The 16,748-nt window shown below is 53.2% G+C and carries 13 protein-coding genes and 1 riboswitch; of the genes, 7 read left to right on the top strand and 6 right to left on the bottom strand.

The window, feature by feature from the left end:
* Nucleotides 1–147: 147 nt before the first annotated feature.
* On the bottom strand, nucleotides 148–3,030 hold the full coding sequence (gene gcvP / locus R3I13_RS14020; protein WP_346318589.1) for an aminomethyl-transferring glycine dehydrogenase: 2,883 nt from the start codon (nucleotides 3,028–3,030) through the stop codon (nucleotides 148–150).
* A 173-nt stretch (nucleotides 3,031–3,203) separates the two neighbouring features.
* On the opposite strand from gcvP, the gene R3I13_RS14015 reads away from it, so the two are divergent.
* A complete protein-coding gene (locus tag R3I13_RS14015) occupies nucleotides 3,204–3,695 on the top strand; it encodes a YkgJ family cysteine cluster protein (protein ID WP_346318588.1) in 492 nt (163 codons plus the stop codon).
* Between the two features lie 71 nt (nucleotides 3,696–3,766).
* Here the strand turns inward: R3I13_RS14015 and R3I13_RS14010 are convergent, their stop codons facing one another.
* Complete coding sequence (locus tag R3I13_RS14010) at nucleotides 3,767–5,023, bottom strand: MFS transporter (protein ID WP_346318587.1); 1,257 nt, start codon at nucleotides 5,021–5,023, stop codon at nucleotides 3,767–3,769.
* Between the two features lie 128 nt (nucleotides 5,024–5,151).
* Here R3I13_RS14010 and R3I13_RS14005 point away from each other — a divergent pair, with 128 nt between their 5' ends.
* Together R3I13_RS14005 and R3I13_RS14000 are read left to right on the top strand one after the other, a co-directional pair.
* The gene (locus tag R3I13_RS14005) at nucleotides 5,152–6,333 is read left to right on the top strand and encodes a PQQ-dependent sugar dehydrogenase (protein WP_346318586.1); all 1,182 of its coding nucleotides are present in this window, start codon (nucleotides 5,152–5,154) and stop codon (nucleotides 6,331–6,333) included.
* A 220-nt stretch (nucleotides 6,334–6,553) separates the two neighbouring features.
* Nucleotides 6,554–8,692 (top strand): carboxy terminal-processing peptidase, encoded by a 2,139-nt coding sequence (locus tag R3I13_RS14000; RefSeq protein ID WP_346318585.1) that lies wholly within the window; start codon nucleotides 6,554–6,556, stop codon nucleotides 8,690–8,692.
* Between the two features lie 72 nt (nucleotides 8,693–8,764).
* On the opposite strand, the gene R3I13_RS13995 is transcribed toward R3I13_RS14000, so the two are convergent.
* Both R3I13_RS13995 and R3I13_RS13990 read right to left on the bottom strand, forming a co-directional pair.
* Complete coding sequence (locus R3I13_RS13995) at nucleotides 8,765–9,715, bottom strand: LysR substrate-binding domain-containing protein (protein WP_346318584.1); 951 nt, start codon at nucleotides 9,713–9,715, stop codon at nucleotides 8,765–8,767.
* A gap of 145 nt (nucleotides 9,716–9,860) precedes the next feature.
* The gene (locus tag R3I13_RS13990) at nucleotides 9,861–11,081 is read right to left on the bottom strand and encodes a hypothetical protein (RefSeq protein WP_346318583.1); all 1,221 of its coding nucleotides are present in this window, start codon (nucleotides 11,079–11,081) and stop codon (nucleotides 9,861–9,863) included.
* A 172-nt stretch (nucleotides 11,082–11,253) separates the two neighbouring features.
* Between R3I13_RS13990 and R3I13_RS13985 the strand changes: the two genes are divergently transcribed.
* Together R3I13_RS13985 and R3I13_RS13980 are read left to right on the top strand one after the other, a co-directional pair.
* Nucleotides 11,254–11,991 carry a glycosyltransferase family 2 protein gene (locus R3I13_RS13985; RefSeq protein WP_346318582.1) on the top strand — a complete coding sequence of 246 codons (738 nt, stop codon included), beginning with the start codon at nucleotides 11,254–11,256 and terminating at the stop codon, nucleotides 11,989–11,991.
* Nucleotides 11,992–11,994: 3 nt separating this feature from the next.
* Complete coding sequence (locus R3I13_RS13980) at nucleotides 11,995–12,786, top strand: class I SAM-dependent methyltransferase (RefSeq protein ID WP_346318581.1); 792 nt, start codon at nucleotides 11,995–11,997, stop codon at nucleotides 12,784–12,786.
* Between the two features lie 39 nt (nucleotides 12,787–12,825).
* A riboswitch (TPP riboswitch) is annotated at nucleotides 12,826–12,921 on the bottom strand.
* A gap of 11 nt (nucleotides 12,922–12,932) precedes the next feature.
* Here R3I13_RS13980 and R3I13_RS13975 read toward each other — a convergent pair.
* Entirely contained in the window at nucleotides 12,933–13,529 is a 597-nt protein-coding gene (locus tag R3I13_RS13975) for a DUF4142 domain-containing protein (protein WP_346318580.1), read from the bottom strand.
* Nucleotides 13,530–13,770: 241 nt separating this feature from the next.
* Here R3I13_RS13975 and R3I13_RS13970 point away from each other — a divergent pair, with 241 nt between their 5' ends.
* Together R3I13_RS13970 and R3I13_RS13965 are read left to right on the top strand one after the other, a co-directional pair.
* A complete protein-coding gene (locus R3I13_RS13970; protein ID WP_346318579.1) occupies nucleotides 13,771–14,568 on the top strand; it encodes a hypothetical protein in 798 nt (265 codons plus the stop codon).
* A 21-nt stretch (nucleotides 14,569–14,589) separates the two neighbouring features.
* Nucleotides 14,590–15,363 (top strand): alpha/beta hydrolase, encoded by a 774-nt coding sequence (locus tag R3I13_RS13965; protein WP_346318578.1) that lies wholly within the window; start codon nucleotides 14,590–14,592, stop codon nucleotides 15,361–15,363.
* 87 nt (nucleotides 15,364–15,450) lie between these two features.
* On the opposite strand, the gene hemL is transcribed toward R3I13_RS13965, so the two are convergent.
* Complete coding sequence (gene hemL, locus R3I13_RS13960; RefSeq protein WP_346318577.1) at nucleotides 15,451–16,737, bottom strand: glutamate-1-semialdehyde 2,1-aminomutase; 1,287 nt, start codon at nucleotides 16,735–16,737, stop codon at nucleotides 15,451–15,453.
* Between the last annotated feature and the right edge of the window lie 11 nt (nucleotides 16,738–16,748).

Below are 16,748 nucleotides of genomic sequence, written 5' to 3'. Positions count from 1 at the left end.
AGTTTCGTAGAAAGACGAATTATCTAGTTAAAATGTGGTTCAAAGGAGAAAAAAGGGGGTTGGACGGTTGAAGTTTCCGGAAGGTCGATAAAAAAAGCAGCGGCTGGTTGAGCCGCTGCCTGTATGTTTCTTTGATGAATGACTGTCTTATGCTTCTGCTTCCGCGTAGGAGCTGGCGGGCTCGCAGGTGCAGATCAGGTTACGGTCTCCGAAGGTGTTGTTGATACGGCTTACGGAAGGCCAGAACTTATTCAGCGTCACATATTCCAGCGGGAAAGCAGCCTGCTGGCGGCTGTAGGGGCGCGTCCATTCGTCGGCGGTGATCACCGCCTGGGTGTGGGGCGCGTGTTTCAGCACATTGTTCGTTTTATCTGCTTTGCCTTCTTCCACTGCGCGGATCTCTTCGCGGATGGCCAGCAGTGCGTCGCAGAAGCGGTCCAGCTCGGCTTTGTCCTCGCTTTCGGTCGGCTCTATCATGATGGTGCCCGGTACGGGGAAACTCATGGTAGGAGCGTGGAAGCCATAGTCCATCAGGCGTTTGGCCACATCTTCCGCTTCAACGCCGGCGGTGTTCTTGAACGGCCGCAGGTCCACGATGAATTCGTGGGCGCAGGTGCCGCTTACGCCGGTGTAAAGAATATCAAAAGCATTTTCCAGGCGAGCCTTCATGTAGTTGGCGTTCAGGATGGCAAATTCAGTGGATTTGCGCACTCCGGAGCGGCCCAGCATGCGGATATATGCATAAGAGATCAGCAGGATGCTGGCGCTGCCGTAAGGCGCTGCGGATACCGCGTGAGCCTGTTTGCTGCCGTTGCCGGTGGCCTGCTGGTTCACATGCCCGGGCAGGAATGGTGCGAGGTGCTTGGCCACGCAGATGGGCCCCATGCCGGGACCGCCGCCGCCATGCGGGATGGCGAAGGTCTTGTGCAGGTTCAGGTGGCAAACGTCTGCGCCAATGAGGCCGGGAGCGGTAAGGCCCACCTGCGCGTTCATGTTGGCGCCGTCCATGTACACCTGTCCGCCATTGGCGTGGATGATGTCGCAGGCGTCTTTCACGCCTTCTTCGTATACCCCGTAGGTGGAAGGATAGGTGATCATCACACCGGCGAGGTTGTCTTTATATTGTTCTGCCTTTGCTTTCAGGTCTGCTACGTCGATGTAGCCGTTTTCCAGCGCTTTTACGATCACGACCTTGTAACCTGCCATCACGGCGCTGGCGGGATTGGTGCCGTGCGCGGAAATGGGGATCAGGATCACGTTGCGGTGATGGTCGCCGCGGCTTTCGTGATAAGCCCTGATGGTGAGCAGGCCGGCGTATTCGCCCTGTGCGCCTGAGTTGGGCTGCAGGCTGCATGCGTCAAACGCGGTGATCTTGCAGAGGTATTCGCCCAGTTCTTTCACGATCTGCTCGTAACCTGCCACCTGCGCCAGCGGGGCGAAGGGATGTATCTTGCTCCAGTGGCTCCAGCTGAGCGGGATCATTTCGGTGGCTGCATTCAGTTTCATAGTACAGCTGCCGAGGGAGATCATGGAAGTGTTGAGTGAAAGGTCTTTGTTCTCCAGCATCTTGATGTAACGCATCATCTCAGTTTCGCTGTGATGGCTGTTGAACACGGGGTGCAGCAGGTAAGCGGAACTGCGTTGCAGCGCAGCGGGGATGCCGCTCTGCGCGTTCTCCACATCGGCTTCGCTGATGCTGCCCGCGCCGAATACGGAGAGGATAACGTTCACATCGTCCACACCGGTGGTCTCATCCAGCGAAATGCCGGCGAGGGTGTTGCTGATGCTGCGGAAGTTGATGCCGGCTGCGTTGGCCTTGGCATGCAGGGCGGCAGCGTCCGCGGTTTCGACGGTGATGGTGTCGAACTGGCCGTTGTTGCTGAGCTTCACGCCGGCGGCCTGCAGTTTGGCGGAAAGCGCGGCGGCGAGCAGCGCGGTCTTGAGCGCGATGTTCTTCAGGCCCTGCGGACCATGGTACACGGCGTACATCGCAGCCATATTGGCCAGCAATGCCTGCGCGGTGCAGATATTGGAAGTGGCTTTTTCACGTTTGATGTGCTGCTCGCGGGTTTGCAGCGCCATGCGCAGCGCGCGTTTGTTCTGCGCGTCGATGCTTACGCCGATGATGCGGCCGGGGATGGCGCGTTTGAACTCGTCTTTACAGGAAAAGAATGCAGCATGCGGGCCGCCGAAGCCCAGGGGAACGCCGAAACGCTGGGCGCTGCCCAATGCAGCGTCTGCCCCCAGTTCGCCCGGAGGGGTGAGCAGGGTAAGCGCCAGCAGGTCTGTTGCCATGGCCACGTAAGCGCCAACGGCATGCACCTTTTCGATGAACTGGCGGTAATCGGCCACGGTACCGTCTGCGGCGGGGTATTGCACCAGCGCGCCGAAGTACTCTGCGGTAATGTCTGCCTTCGCAAAGTCGCCAAACACCACTTCGATCTGGAGCGGGGTAGCGCGGGTAAGCACTACATCTTTGGTTTGCGGGAACACGTTCTGGTCTACGAAGAACTTGCCGCGGGTAATATGGTCGTGATCTTTATTGAGTGCGTTGAAGAACATGGTCATCGCCTCTGCCGCGGCGGTTGCTTCATCCAGCAGGGAGGCGTTGGCGATGGGGAGGTCTGTGAGGTCGCTCACCATGGTCTGGAAGTTGAGCAGGCTTTCGAGGCGGCCCTGGGAGATCTCAGCCTGGTAAGGCGTGTATTGGGTATACCATCCCGGGTTCTCGAAAACGTTGCGGAGAATGACGCTGGGGGTAATGGTGTCGTAGTAACCCTGGCCGATATAGGATTTGAATACTTTGTTCTTCAGGGAGATTTCTTTCAGCTGGCTGAGGTAGGTGAATTCGCTTACAGCTTCGGGGATGTCCAGGTCCTTCTTCATGCGGATGGCCGAAGGCACCGTTTTGTCTATCAGTTCTTCCAGCGATCCGATGCCGATCTTGCCAAGCATGGCGCGGGTCTCCGCTTCATTGGGCCCGATGTGGCGGCCAATGAACTCATTCTTGAAAGTATTCAAAAGATTCATGATGTAAGCAGGTATTTATAAAAGAATGCGCAAAGCTATGATGTTTTTCAGCAACAGCCAAACCCGCAGGGGGATAGGGAAAGTAGACTGATATTCGGCCGGTCTTTGTAGCGGGTATTGTCATGGGATATTCATCTGCCGGGATATTGTTAGCTTTGCGGAAAATCAGCGGCATGACCGATCTACTCACCGACTGGGAGAAAAAGGCGAAGGAACAGCAAAAATCTTATAAACAATTTTTGCAGAAGATGCAGACCAAGAAAGGCAAGGGGGCGGAAAAGCTCCTGCCGGACCTGCATGAGGAGGCGTTTGAGAAGATCGACTGCCTGCAATGCGCCGGCTGCTGCAAAACCATCAGCCCCCGGTTCAAAACACCGGATATTAAGAAAGTATCCAAATACCTGGGCCTGCGCGAGTCCGTATTCATCGAAACCTACCTGCGGCTGGATGAGGACGGGGATTACGTGGTGAAACGCAGCCCCTGCCCGTTCCTCGGCAGCGACAACTACTGCTCCATTTACGACGTGCGCCCCGGCGACTGCCGTAATTACCCGTATACAGACAGCGGTGAATTCTTCAAACGCCCCAATACCACGCTGCTCAACTCCACGATCTGCCCGGCGGTGTATTATGTGCTGGAAAGGCTAAAGGCGGTGGTGGGATAAGGAGCGAGTTTGAACGCTTGCATCCAGTTGGGGCAGCTTTTAGCCGGATGAAGCACGATAAGCATTGATTATCAGGCCTTCAATTCCAGCTTGCGCATCGCGGGCGAAATAACGTAGGTGGTGATCACCACTGCCAGCGTCATACAGCCGCCAAACACCACGGAACCTACCGGCCCCATGATCCTCGCGGCCACGCCGCTCTCGAAAGAGCCAAGCTCGTTGGAACTGCCGATGAATATGGAACTGACAGACGAAACCCGCCCGCGCATATCGTCAGGCGTTTTCAACTGGAGGATGGTTTGCCGTATGATCACGCTCACCCCGTCCATCATACCGCTGAAGAACAGTGCGGCCAGGGAAAGCAGGAAGTTTTTGGATAACCCGAAAATGATGATGCATACCCCGAATGCAAACACCGCGGTCAGGAGTTTGATGCCGGGCCTGGTAATGATAGGCTTGTACGCCAGTATCAGCAACGTGAGGAATGCGCCCACAGCGGGCGCCGCGCGCATGGCGCCAAAGCCCGCAGGGCCTATGTGCAGGATGTCGTTCGCATAGATCGTCATCATCGCTACCGAACCGCCGAACAGCACGGCGAACATATCCAGCGCCATCGCATTCAGCAGTACTTTGGTGTTCCACACGAATTTCAGCCCCTTGGTCAGCCTTTCTTTCACCGTTTCCCCTATTTCCTTGTAAAAAACAGGTTTGGGAGAGATCTGCAATATGCAGAACAGGGCCAGCAGCACAAAACCGATCACCAGCAGCATGCTCCAGTGGATGCCCAGCCAGCCCATGCAAAGCCCGCCCAACGCAGGGCCCGCAATAGCCCCGATCTGCCAGGCAGACGTGCTCCAGGTAGTGGCATTCGGGTATAAAGGCCTTGGAACAAGGAGAGACAGCAGGCTGAAGTTGCTCGGCCCCGTAAACGCACGGATAACGCCTCCGCAGAACACGAGCAGGTAGATAAGCAGCAGCACAGTGCCGGTGGGAATGCCGGCCATCAGCTGGTCCCAGGTGAGCAGGAACAGTCCCGTGCCGGTGAACAGGTAACCGCTGATGCATTTGAGGATCATGCCTCTTTTTTCACGTTTATCTACAATATTGCCGGCGAACAATGCCAGGCTGATGGCGGGAACGAACTCTGCAAGGCCGATAAGCCCCAGGTTCAGCGGGTCGCGGGTGAGCTGGTACACCTTCCATTCCACGATGGCAAACTGCATGGCCAGCGCAAAGATCAGGGCAAAACGGATGACCAGGAAAAACCTGAATTCCTTATATCGCAGCGATGCATACGGATCATTCGGCAGGGTAGCGGCTTCGTCCAATCTGTCAGTTTTTTATGCTGCCCAAAATTAAAGCATTCCGGTTAAACAGTGCATGCTCCGGCGGTCAACTTTTTATAACAAGTATGCGCGCAATGTTTATTTTTAATACCTAAAATTCCAACAAACGTATGAAGCTAGCTCAATTATTATTGGCAGGGGCGCTCCTGGTTCCGGCAGCCGGCAACCTGTATGCGCAAACGGTGAAAGTGCAACTTGTAACCGACAGGGTGCAGTCCCCCGTATGCATGGCCACCCCCGCCGATGGCTCCAACAGACAATTCATTGTACAGAAAGAGGGAAGGGTGTGGGTGATCGAGAACGGCAAATTGCTGGACCAGCCGTTCATAGACGTGAGCGCGGACATGGTGAGGGTGAATCCCGCCTACGACGAACGCGGCCTGCTGGGCATGGCCTTTCACCCGAAATTCAGGACCAACGGCAAATTCTACCTCTATTTCAGCGCTCCCGCGGCCAATGCGGGCAAAGGGCTGAACCATAAAAGCGTGATCGCGGAATACAGCGTCAATAAAGCGTCAGACAATGTGGCGGCGCCTTCCACCAAAAGGGTAGTGCTGGAATTCAACCAGCCGGAAAGCAATCACAACGGCGGCGACATCATCTTTGGCCGCGATGGCTATCTCTACATTACTTCCGGCGATGGCGGCGGCGCCGGGGACAAACATGGTACTACCGGCAATGGCCAGGACCTCAACACCTTGCTGGGAAAGATACTCCGTATAGACGTGAACGGAAACCCTTACTCCGTACCGAAAGACAATCCTTTTGTGGGCAAAGAAGGTGTCAGGCCCGAGATATGGGCGTATGGCCTGCGCAATGCATGGCGCATTTCGTTCGACAAGGCTACGGGCCGCCTCTGGGCCGGCGATGTGGGGCAGAACAAGTACGAGGAAGTGGACATCATCGTGAAAGGCGGCAATTACGGCTGGAGGATCATGGAAGGATACCATGATTTCAACGTGCCTGAAGGCGCCGATAAAACAAAACTGATCGCGCCTGTGCACGAGTACGATCATGACGACGGCATCAGCATTACCGGCGGTTACGTGTATCGCGGCAAAGCAATTCCCGCGCTGGCCGGCAAATATGTTTTCGGCGATTACAACGGCAAAACCTGGACGCTGACCCAAAAAGGCAACAAATGGGAGCGTTCCGACCTCGTTTTCGAGAACAAACCGCAAGGAAACCTCCAGCTGCTGAGCTGGGGCCAGGATGACGCCGGCGAGATCTACATGCTGGTGACCATTGCGGGCGCGAGCAACAAGGGCGGCGTGTACAAGCTGGTGAAATAAAGTACGGACGACCGATTACAGGTTACGAATGGCGCAATGTTTGTTCCAGTGGTAACCAGCGTGGAAAAGAAGCGCTTATTTGCCGGTAATAATATGTTAAAATGCGCAGCCGGCCTCAGGCCGTTGAACGCCCGCTGCGCGATAAGGCTTATATTTGAATAGAATTTCGGAACAACTGTTCGTAATTCGTAATTGATATTCTGTAATTGATCTTTGGGTTATGAAGATGAAATTGAAAGTGATAGTTCCCGTAATGCTGATCAGCATTTCGGCAGGCATATTTGCATTTACAAAAATCGCTGCAAAAGACGATCCCCCGGGCCGGTACGAAGCCATTATTTCCCTGGTAGGCCAGATATTGAAAGAAGGCCATTACCAGCCGAAACCAATAGATGATGCGTTTTCCCGGGAAGTATTTGCCAAATACCTCAAAAACCTGGACGGAGAAAAGAAGTTTTTCCTGAAAAGCGATATACAGGCCCTCAAACCGCTTGAAACGCATGTGGACGATGAGCTGAACGGCGCATCGCTCGACTTTTTCAACCGCACCACTGAAATCATTAAAAAGCGCACAGCTGAAGTAGCTTCCATTTACCCGGAAATACTCGCCAAACCATTCGATTTTTCGAAGCAGGAAACGGTAGTGATAGACCCGGAAAGCACCGACTGGCCGGCCGATGAAGCCGCCCGCAAGGAAGCATGGCGCAAATCGCTGAAGTACCGCACCCTGGAGAAATACGCGGAACTGCTGGACCAGCGCGACAAGGAAAAGAACGGTAAGACCGACGCCGCGCTGGAAGAAGAAGCCCGCGCCAAGGTGAAAAAGATCTACGACCGGTATTTCGACCGGCTGAAGAACCGCACCAAGGAAGACGACCGCTTTTCCCTCTACGTGAACGCCATCACCACCACCATGGACCCGCATACCGATTACATGCCTCCCATCGAGAAACGTTCCTTCCAGGAATCGATGGCCGGTAAGTTCTACGGTATCGGCGCTCAGCTGCGGGAAGAAGAAGGCCGCATCAAGATCGTGAACATCGTGGCCGGCAGCCCCAGCTGGAAAGACGGCAGGCTGAAGGCGGATGATGTGATCCTGAAAGTAGGCGAGGGCAACAAGGAGCCGATCGATATCAGCGGCTATGCCGTTGAAGAGGCCGTGACCATTATCCGCGGCACCAAAGGCTCAGAAGTGAAGCTCACCGTAAAAAGCGTGGACGGTACCACCAAAGTGGTGTCGCTCATCCGCGATGAAGTAAAGCTGGACGATACCTTTGCCAAATCCGCCATCATCAACGGCCCGCATAAGATCGGCTACATTTACCTTCCGGAGTTCTACGCAGACTTCAACGACCGCGAAGGCGCATTTTCTTACGACGATGTGGCCGCCGAGATCAAGAAGCTGAAAGATGAAAAAGTGGAAGGCATCATTCTCGACCTCCGCTTCAACGGCGGCGGCTCACTGCCCGACGTGATCAAAATGGCCGGCCTGTTTGTGCCGGAAGGCACCATGGTGCAGGTACGCTCCCGCGGCGGGGAAATACAGCAGCAAAAAGACCGCGATAAATCCGTGCAGTACGACGGCCCGCTTGCCATTATGGTGAACGAGTTCAGCGCTTCCGCTTCCGAGATCATGGCAGCGGCCATGCAGGACTACAAGCGCGCCGTGATCATCGGCAGCCCCAACTCCTTCGGGAAAGGCACCGTGCAGCGCCTGCTGGAACTGGATAATTTCGTACGCGGCGACGTCGGTGGCAGCCTCGGCGCCATTAAGCTCACCGTGCAGAAGTTCTACCGCGCCAACGGCGGCTCTACCCAGCTGAAAGGCGTGGAATCTGATGTAGTGCTGCCTTCGCCTTACTACGAAGTAGGCGAGAAGCGCGACAAGGACGCCCTGAAATGGGACGTGATCCCCAAAGCGAATTACGAAGTATGGCAGGACCCTGTAGACGTTGAACCGCTGAAACGCAACAGCGCCCAGCGCCTGGCCAGCAGCGAAGCGTTCAAAATGATCAACGAGAACATCGCTACCCTCAAAAAGCTGGATGAGCAGAAAACCTACCCGCTGGACATCACCAATTACAGGGCGGATGTGAAAAAGAACGCAGCCGCTTCCAAACGCTACGACGCGGTGAACGACAAAGTTGCGCCGCTGAACATCACCAGCCTGAAAGTAGACCTGGCCAAGATCCAGAACGATACCGTGAAAGTGGCCCGCAACAAGGACTGGATCAAGGCGCGTTACAAAGACCCATACCTGAGCGAAGCGGTGAACGTGATGAACGACCTCATCATGCAAACCAACTTCCCGAAACTGAAGAATAACTACACCGATGCCAAAGTACCTGCGCAGAAGTAGGAACGGGCATAACGAATAATAAAAAAGGGTAAAGCAGCTGCTTTACCCTTTTTTATCAGTATGGTTCCAGGCTCAGGATTTATCGAGCAGGATGTCTATCACTTTCCTGGTTTTCTTCGCCTTCATCTTCTCCGGCACATGCGCCAGGATTTCCTTCTTAAATGCCTCAATTACGGCCTGTTTGATAAAATAGCGGTGAGTGACCAGGCTGATCTCCCTGACGGGCTCAGGGGCCTTAAAAAAGCGCACCATGTTCATTTGTTTGGCGCTCAGGTCCTGGAGGGAAAGCTCGGGGAGGATGGTATACCCCTCGTTTAGCTCCACCATGCGTTTGAGCGTTTCCACGCTGCCGGTATTGTATTCCAGGTTCTTGAACTCGCCCATGCTGAACTTGTCGCGGCAGATGTTGAGCACCTGGTTGCGCATGCAATGGCCTTCGTTCAGCACCCATATGTCTTTGGTTTCCAGGTCCTCCGGCACTATGAGCTTCTTATCGGAGAGTTTATTGCTTTTGGCGGTGAATATCACGAAGTTCTCGTAGAAAAGAGGGTGTTCCTCCAGGTGATTGTTGTGCAGCGGGGTGGCCAGCAGCCCGCAGTCCAGCTGCTCCTGCCGCAACAGCTGTATGATCTGCTCGGTGGAATATTCCCATACTTCAAGCTTCACCTTCGGGTATTTTTTCATGAAGGCCGTGAGCACGCGCGGCAGCAGGTAAGGCGCCAGGGTGGGGATGATGCCTACTTTCAGGGTGCCCTGCACTTCCTTCTTCTGGTCTGCAATGATCTCGCGGATGCGGGCGGTCTCTTTCAATATCACCCTTCCCTGCGCTATCACGGCAGTGCCTATTTCCGTAGGTACGACGGGCAGCTTGCTCCTGTCGAATATCTTAATGCCGAGCTCATCTTCCAGTTTCTGGATCTGCATGCTGAGGGTGGGTTGTGTTACAAAGCACTTTTCCGCGGCTGTAACAAAGCTCCTGTAGGTGTCCACCGCTACAACATATTCTAATTGTACCGTAGTCATATTCGTCTGTGATAAATAGTTGGAATCAATTGCAAGTTAGGACAGTATAGGTAATTTCTATAAAAAGAATTACGAACGGGTATGAGCCGTTCGTAATTCCGTTTGGGGCGTACAATGAACACAATTGGGGCTGCAATGGATAATATTAAAATATCCTGTAGCGGTATTTGATCTTGTCTACGTTCAGGGTCAGTTCCCGCATGTTGATGGAAGCCTGTATCTCTTTCACGGCATCATCTTTCAGCGCGCGGAACTCCGCCTGTTTGGCTTCCACGATGGGCCTTTCCGCCAGGGCATTATCCTGCGCGAGGCGCAGGGAATGGTTCACCTTGGTGTAGTAGGAATCCAGGAGGCTGAAATATTCGTTATAAAGGTTCTCGAAGCGTTTGGTCTGCAGCACAAGGTCTTCCAGCTGGTTGTTGGCTTCCTTGAGGTTCGGGTTATCCCGCAGCAGCGCTTCGTAGTTGATCTTGTTGTTCTTCGTGTACTGTGTTTCGAGCTTCTGGAAAAAATCGATCACTTTATCTTTCCTGAAATCGATGAAATACTCATTCAGCGTTTCCGCGATGGTTTTGTTGCCGCGCGCGGGCAGGGGCATTTTCAGTACGTTGGATGTGAAGGCCAGGTGGTCGTACATATTGTCCTGCAGCAGGGAAAGCTGGTCTTTATTGAAGTTCAGGCCGAATTCGAATTTCTGGTTCGCATCGTTGAGCGCGGTGTAGTAGATCACGTATTTATTCAGCTCTTTCTCGAATTCCTGGAGCAGCTTGTGGTTGATGGCCTTGTTGCTCTGGCTTACGCTGTGCAGGAAGTTCATCACCGAGCTGGCAATGGCCAGCGGCGGCGTGAGGGAAGTGAAGCTCTTGAATATCGGGCTGTTGATGATGGATTTGGTAGATTCCACCAGCTTGGTATTCCGCTCGTTCTTGTCCGATTTCCCTTTCAGGATGATCTTTTCCACCAGTTCCACCACACGGTCGCTGAGGGAGAAACCGAGTTCCTTGCTCTCCGGGTTGTTGAGCGAGGTGATGAATACGTCCAGGTTGCTGGTGGTGGTCCTGGACTTGAGGTCTATTATCTTTTTGTTAAGTAGATAGTAGGTTTCGGATGCCTGGATCAGGTTGTTCTTGATCAGGTCGTATTTGGTAATGTTGTCTAATTCCCTGCCGAGCGAGAGTTGTTCGATGGCTTTGGCGTTCTGCTTATCACTGTCTGCCACCCGCTGAAGATCATCCATGATCTTCTTGATGGTGGTATCTGCAGTGCGCACCGGTGGCGGTTTTACCTCCGGGTCCTGCGCAGCGGCAGTCATTGTCACAAATCCCGTCAACAACAGTGGCATCATCCATCTGATTAGCTTGAGCATGCTTGAATGTCCTTTTTTTATGTTAAGAAAACCTTAAAGAAAATATAATGCCAAAAATTCCCCAAGAGACAAAGATAACATTTTTATCTACTGCATAACCCAAAGGGCTGTAAAAGCAATGAACGTATTAGGAGTATTTTTATACCTTTGCCGCTCAAAGACCCTATATTTCATGTTGAATAACAAAAAGGTAGTCGTGGTACTGCCTGCCTACAACGCAGCGCTGACGCTGGAAAAAACTTATCTGGAAATACCTGTGGATGTTGTGGATGAAGTAGTATTGGTAGACGATTGCAGCAAGGATGATACGGTAGAAGTAGCCCGCAGGCTGGGCATCCGCCACATCATCCGCCATGATGCCAACAAAGGCTACGGCGGCAATCAGAAATCCTGCTACAACAAAGCCCTTGAACTGGGAGCGGATATCGTGATCATGGTGCATCCTGATTATCAATATACGCCCAAGCTGATCACGCCGATGTGCAGCATTATTGCCAACGGCGTATACCCGGCGGTGTTCGGGTCCAGGATCCTGGGGAACGGGGCTTTGAGAGGCGGCATGCCGGTATACAAATATGTTTTTAACCGTATGCTGACGCTGTTCCAGAATATACTGCTGGGGCAGAAGCTGAGTGAATACCACACAGGCTACCGGGCGTTTTCAGCGGAAGTATTGAGGAATATCAAATACATGGCTAACGACGATGATTTTGTTTTCGACAATGAAATGATCAGCCAGGTATTCATGAAAGGGTACGAGATAGCGGAGGTGACCTGCCCGACGAAGTATTTCGAAGAAGCGTCCAGCATCAACTTTGCGCGCAGCAGCAAGTATGGGCTGGGAGTGCTCCGGGTTTCGGTACAGCACCGCATGCATAAATGGGGATTGATCAAGGCTAAAATTTATTAAATAGTGAGTGTAAGGCACCAGGCGGAATTGGCAAAAAAATATATCCGTTATTATTTTTCGGCGGGCAACCGGCACAGCGTGCATTCCCCTTTCGTATATACGTTGGTGGAAGAAGTACTGAACAGGCGCGGGCAGCTTCCCGCATATGCACCCATAGAAACGCTGCGGGCCAGCCTGCTGAAAAGCGACGAGGTGCTGAACGTGACAGACCTGGGTGCGGGCTCGCTGATGGGCGCCACCAACGTCCGGAAAGTAAAGGACATCGTTAAACATGCCGCCAAGCCGCCGAAGTTCGGCCAGTTGTTTTACCGGCTGGTGCAGTATTTAAAAGCGGGCACGGTGCTGGAGCTGGGCACTTCCATGGGTCTTTCCACGGCATACATAGCCGCTGCGGGCGCCACCGTCCACACCATCGAAGGCTGCCCCAATATTGCAGCGCGCGCAGCAGAAAATTTCAAAGCGCTGGGTCTGCAAAATATCCATCAATACGTCGGTAACTTCGATACAGAGCTGCTCAAAGTACTGCAGCAAATCGCTTCACCCGATATTGTGTACATAGACGGCAACCACCGCGAAGCCCCCACGGTTCAATATTTCCTGGAATGTGTCCCGCACCTCAAACCCACGTCCCTCCTCATCTTCGACGATATCCACTGGACGGAAGGGATGGAGCGTGCCTGGGAAACCATCAAAGCACATCCGGCGGTCACTACTTCCATCGACCTGTTCTTTATCGGGCTGGTGTTTGTTAGTCCTGATTTCAAGGAGAAGCAGGCGTTTGAGTTGAAGTTTTAGAAAACGAAAACTCCGGCCCCTAAGGACCGGAGTCTCTACTTCACAATCTCATCTTTCCCTGCGCCGGCATTACCCGGATCAGGTTCTAAAGGTTTACAATCTCAGGCTTTGAAGTTGCCACCCTTTTAGAGAAAAATTGTGAGTAATTATTTCAGCTTTGCCTGTTCCTGTTTGATCATATCCAGGTGCTTGCGTAACTCTGGTAATGTTTTACCGAACCATGCCTTCACTTCCGGGTCATTAGCGTCGGCCGCTGTTTTGTCGAACAGCCGAATGGCTCGTTCATGCGCGTCTGCCAATTCTTCTAAGAAAGCTTTATCGAAATCCGTGCCGCTTTTTTCGAACAGCTGTGATACGTCTTTCGCTTTCGCATCCGTAATGGCTGTAGGAAGGATCACGTTTTTCTTAGTGGCAAGGTCCAGCAGTTCCTTGTTTGCTTTTTCATGAGCTTCCTGCATGTGTTTGGCTACAGCTTTCACGCCGGCATTCGTGGATTTGGTCTGTGCGTCTGTGGAAACTTTCACTTCCCATAACCCGTCTTCTGCTGCTTCGGTCATGGCTTTGGAATCGCCGCGGAGACTGTCGCCCTGCAGCATATCCTTATTCACATCCTGCGCCAGGTCCTGCGTAATGCCGGTGTCCGCGGCCGTTGTGGTGTCGCTTGCATTCCGGTTGGCGCCGCTGTTGCAGGCGAAGAAGCCTACAAGGGCCAACGGTAGCAGTAAGGTGATCAGGTTTTTCATTTGTTAATAATTTTTTTCTTCTGTCAAATGGGACCTCGCAAGCTCGGTCTCATCTGTTAATAATTTTCGATTCGGTTTTAGTAATGAAAAGATTATGCCACGCGCTTACAACACTGTTTTACAGCTATTTGTGCAGGGCGATGTGTGGAAATAGATGCATGGCTGTTATCCCGTTTCAGGTAATTTCCGCGCTATATGTATTATAAATTTTATATATTTGTGGAAGATTCACCCTTTACCTATGATTACCTGGAACCTCCTTGCCTTTTTCCTGGTGCATATGAGTTTCTCCAAGCCAGTCACCAGGGCTTTCCCCATCGCGGATTTCAACGACAAGCTGAAAACGGCCGAATGGATGGTGGCTTATGATAGTGCTGCCTGGCGCATGTCTGAGCTGGTTACGCATGTAGACAATGACCTGCTGGCCCGCATGGGCCGCGAATGGTTCTGCTTCCGCGGGGCAGACAGCCTCTGGAACGGCGTGTACGGCAAGTATAAAGACGGTAAATATGACCTCGTGATCCAATACCGCATCGAGGCGTCTGATTCCATTAAGATCGTGGAAGAAAAGCCGGACAGCCTGATGCTCATTGCCGTGTCGAAGGCTATCAATACCGCCTATACGGAGGCGGGGTTGCGGTTGGGGAAATCGTATGTACGGTTCAATAAATTCATTCGTTACCAGCCCGATCACATCAGCATCTGGCTGCTGCCCGCCCTGCAGCCGAATGAAATAGCCCTCTACGGCGGCGAATTCTATTACCGTTTTGACCATGCAGGTGAAAAGATCCTTGAGCGCTGGGAATATTTCCAGGGCTTCAAAGGTTTCCGTTTCGGGAAGGGCAGGGATGTGAAGCTGGAATATGAAGCTGCTGCGGCTCCCCCGCTGGGCGCGGTATATTTTGCGTTGCAGTACAGGGACCAGTTCAAAGACGTGAAGATCGAAACGCGGGAGAGCATCAGCGTGTTAAGTTTTAACCAGGTGAAAGGATATTACTGGGAACATAAAGAAAAAGACCTGCGGAAAATTGTAAATTAATAGGTTCAAACCCTAAGCATCATGAGACACATCTTTTTGTACCTGCTCCTGTGCTGCCCTTTCCTTGCAGGGGCGCAGGATTTTGAAGCAAAGCTCTTCATCCGCGATGCGGATACGCTGCCATACCGCATCCTGGTGCCGGAGAACTATAGCTCCGTCAGGAAATACCCGCTGATTGTATTTATGCATGGCGCGGGAGAAAGAGGGAATGACAACCAGGCACAGCTTACCCACGGCAGCAGCCTTTTCCTGAAAGACAGTGTGCGCAAGGCTTTCCCGGCCATCGTCATTTTCCCGCAATGCGCGAAAAATACATCCTGGGCTACGCTCCGCCCTGAGCTGGACAGTGCGGGCAACCGCATTGGTTTCTCTTTCCCCGCGGAAGCGGCTCCCACAGTGCCTTCTATGTTGCTCTATAAATTGATAGACAGTCTGCTGGCTTCCAAAGTGATAGATACCAAACGTGTATATGTTGGCGGCCTGTCTATGGGCGGCATGGGCACGTTCGACATGCTTTCCCGCTTCCCTGGCCGTTTTGCAGCTGCCTTCCCGATCTGCGGCGCAGGCAATGAAGCGCTCAGCCGCCGTTATGCAAAAAATACCGCGCTCTGGATATTCCATGGGGCAGACGATAAAGTGGTGCCACCGGGCTCTTCCCGCAAGTTCTACGAACTGCTGAAGCAGGCCGGCGCCGACGTGAGATACACGGAATACCCCGGCGTGGGGCACAACAGCTGGGATAATGCTTTTGCGGAACCGGAATTGCTGCCCTGGTTGTTTTCACATCATCTTTAACCGCCAATAATACCCTTGTTCTCTAAAAAGCCCCGCTTTCGCAGGGCTCTCCACTCTCACATTGATCTGGATTGATTGTTAACTTCTTTATTTGATCGCCTGCATTGCAGCTTTGGCGGCGTCGATGGTGAATTCGATATCTTCCTGGCCCAGCGCATGGCTGATGAACCAGCTTTCGAATGCGCTCGGCGGCAGGTATACGCCTCGTTCCAGCATGGCATGGAAGAAACGCCTGAACAGCTCATTGTTGGCGCCTGAAGCAGCAGTGAAATCCACGATGGGGTACTCCGCAAAGTGCACGCTCATCATAGAGCCGATGTGGTTGATCTGGTATACCACGCCCGCTGAACCGAAGGTTTCGCGGAGGCCTGCCACCAGCTGGCTGGTTTTTTCTTCGAGTTGGGTATAAATGGAAGGCCGCTCCTGCAAGGTTTTCAGCAGGGTATAACCGGCGATCATCGCGATGGGATTGCCGCTGAGTGTGCCTGCCTGGTATACTTTGCCTGCGGGGGCAATATGCTCCATGATCTCGCGCCTGCCGGCAAATGCGCCCACGGGCATGCCGCCGCCGATGATCTTGCCGAAGGTCACAATGTCTGCCTTAACGCCCAGCAGTTCCTGCGCGCCGCCTTTCGCCAGCCTGAAGCCCGTCATTACTTCGTCCATGATGAACACGATGCCGTGCGTATCGCAAAGCGCGCGCAAGCCTTCCAGGAAGCCCGGCTGCGGCAGGATGCAGCCCATGTTGCCCGCTACAGGCTCCACGATGATGGCCGCTATTTGTTCAGGATATTCCGCGATCAATTGCTCTACCGCGGGAAGGTTGTTGTAAGGTACGCTGAGCGTATCTTCGGCCACAGTGGCGGTTACGCCGGGCACAGACTGGATGCCGAGGGTGGCAACGCCGCTGCCTGCGCTTACGAGGAACGAATCCGCATGGCCATGGTAATTACCTTCGAATTTGATCACTTTGTTGCGGCCGGTGAAGCCGCGGGCCAGGCGCAGGGCAGACATGCAGGCTTCCGTGCCTGAGTTTACCATCCGCACCATGTCTATGTTCGGCACCATGCTCACGATCAGCTCTGCTACTGAAATTTCCAGCTCCGTAGGCGCGCCGAAGGAAGTGGAGTAGGTGGCATATTCCTGGATGGCTTTCATGACGGGCTCGTATGCATGACCCATGATCATGGGACCCCAGGAGTTGATGTAATCCACGTAACGGTTGCCGTCTACGTCGTACATATAGGCTCCTTTGGCATGCTGCATGAAAACGGGCGTTCCGCCCACGCTTCTGAAAGCGCGCACGGGCGAGTTCACGCCGCCGGGTATTACCTTTTGTGCCTTTTCGAATAAGGTTTTACTTTTTGTGTACATGCGCTAATAAG

This window comes from Chitinophaga sp. YIM B06452 (genome assembly GCF_039655965.1).
Lineage (GTDB): Bacteria > Bacteroidota > Bacteroidia > Chitinophagales > Chitinophagaceae > Chitinophaga.
This window is presented reverse-complemented; position numbering and strand designations above follow the sequence as displayed.

Coding starts and splice junctions, on each gene's coding strand:
- R3I13_RS13965 (WP_346318578.1), top strand. CDS start 14,590: ATGAGACACATCTTTTTGTACCTGCTCCTGTGCTGCCCTTTCCTTGCA.
- R3I13_RS14015 (WP_346318588.1), top strand. CDS start 3,204: ATGACCGATCTACTCACCGACTGGGAGAAAAAGGCGAAGGAACAGCAA.
- R3I13_RS13995 (WP_346318584.1), bottom strand. CDS start 9,715: ATGACTACGGTACAATTAGAATATGTTGTAGCGGTGGACACCTACAGG.
- R3I13_RS13970 (WP_346318579.1), top strand. CDS start 13,771: ATGATTACCTGGAACCTCCTTGCCTTTTTCCTGGTGCATATGAGTTTC.
- R3I13_RS13990 (WP_346318583.1), bottom strand. CDS start 11,081: ATGCTCAAGCTAATCAGATGGATGATGCCACTGTTGTTGACGGGATTT.
- R3I13_RS13985 (WP_346318582.1), top strand. CDS start 11,254: ATGTTGAATAACAAAAAGGTAGTCGTGGTACTGCCTGCCTACAACGCA.
- gcvP (WP_346318589.1), bottom strand. CDS start 3,030: ATGAATCTTTTGAATACTTTCAAGAATGAGTTCATTGGCCGCCACATC.
- R3I13_RS13975 (WP_346318580.1), bottom strand. CDS start 13,529: ATGAAAAACCTGATCACCTTACTGCTACCGTTGGCCCTTGTAGGCTTC.
- hemL (WP_346318577.1), bottom strand. CDS start 16,737: ATGTACACAAAAAGTAAAACCTTATTCGAAAAGGCACAAAAGGTAATA.
- R3I13_RS14005 (WP_346318586.1), top strand. CDS start 5,152: ATGAAGCTAGCTCAATTATTATTGGCAGGGGCGCTCCTGGTTCCGGCA.
- R3I13_RS14000 (WP_346318585.1), top strand. CDS start 6,554: ATGAAGATGAAATTGAAAGTGATAGTTCCCGTAATGCTGATCAGCATT.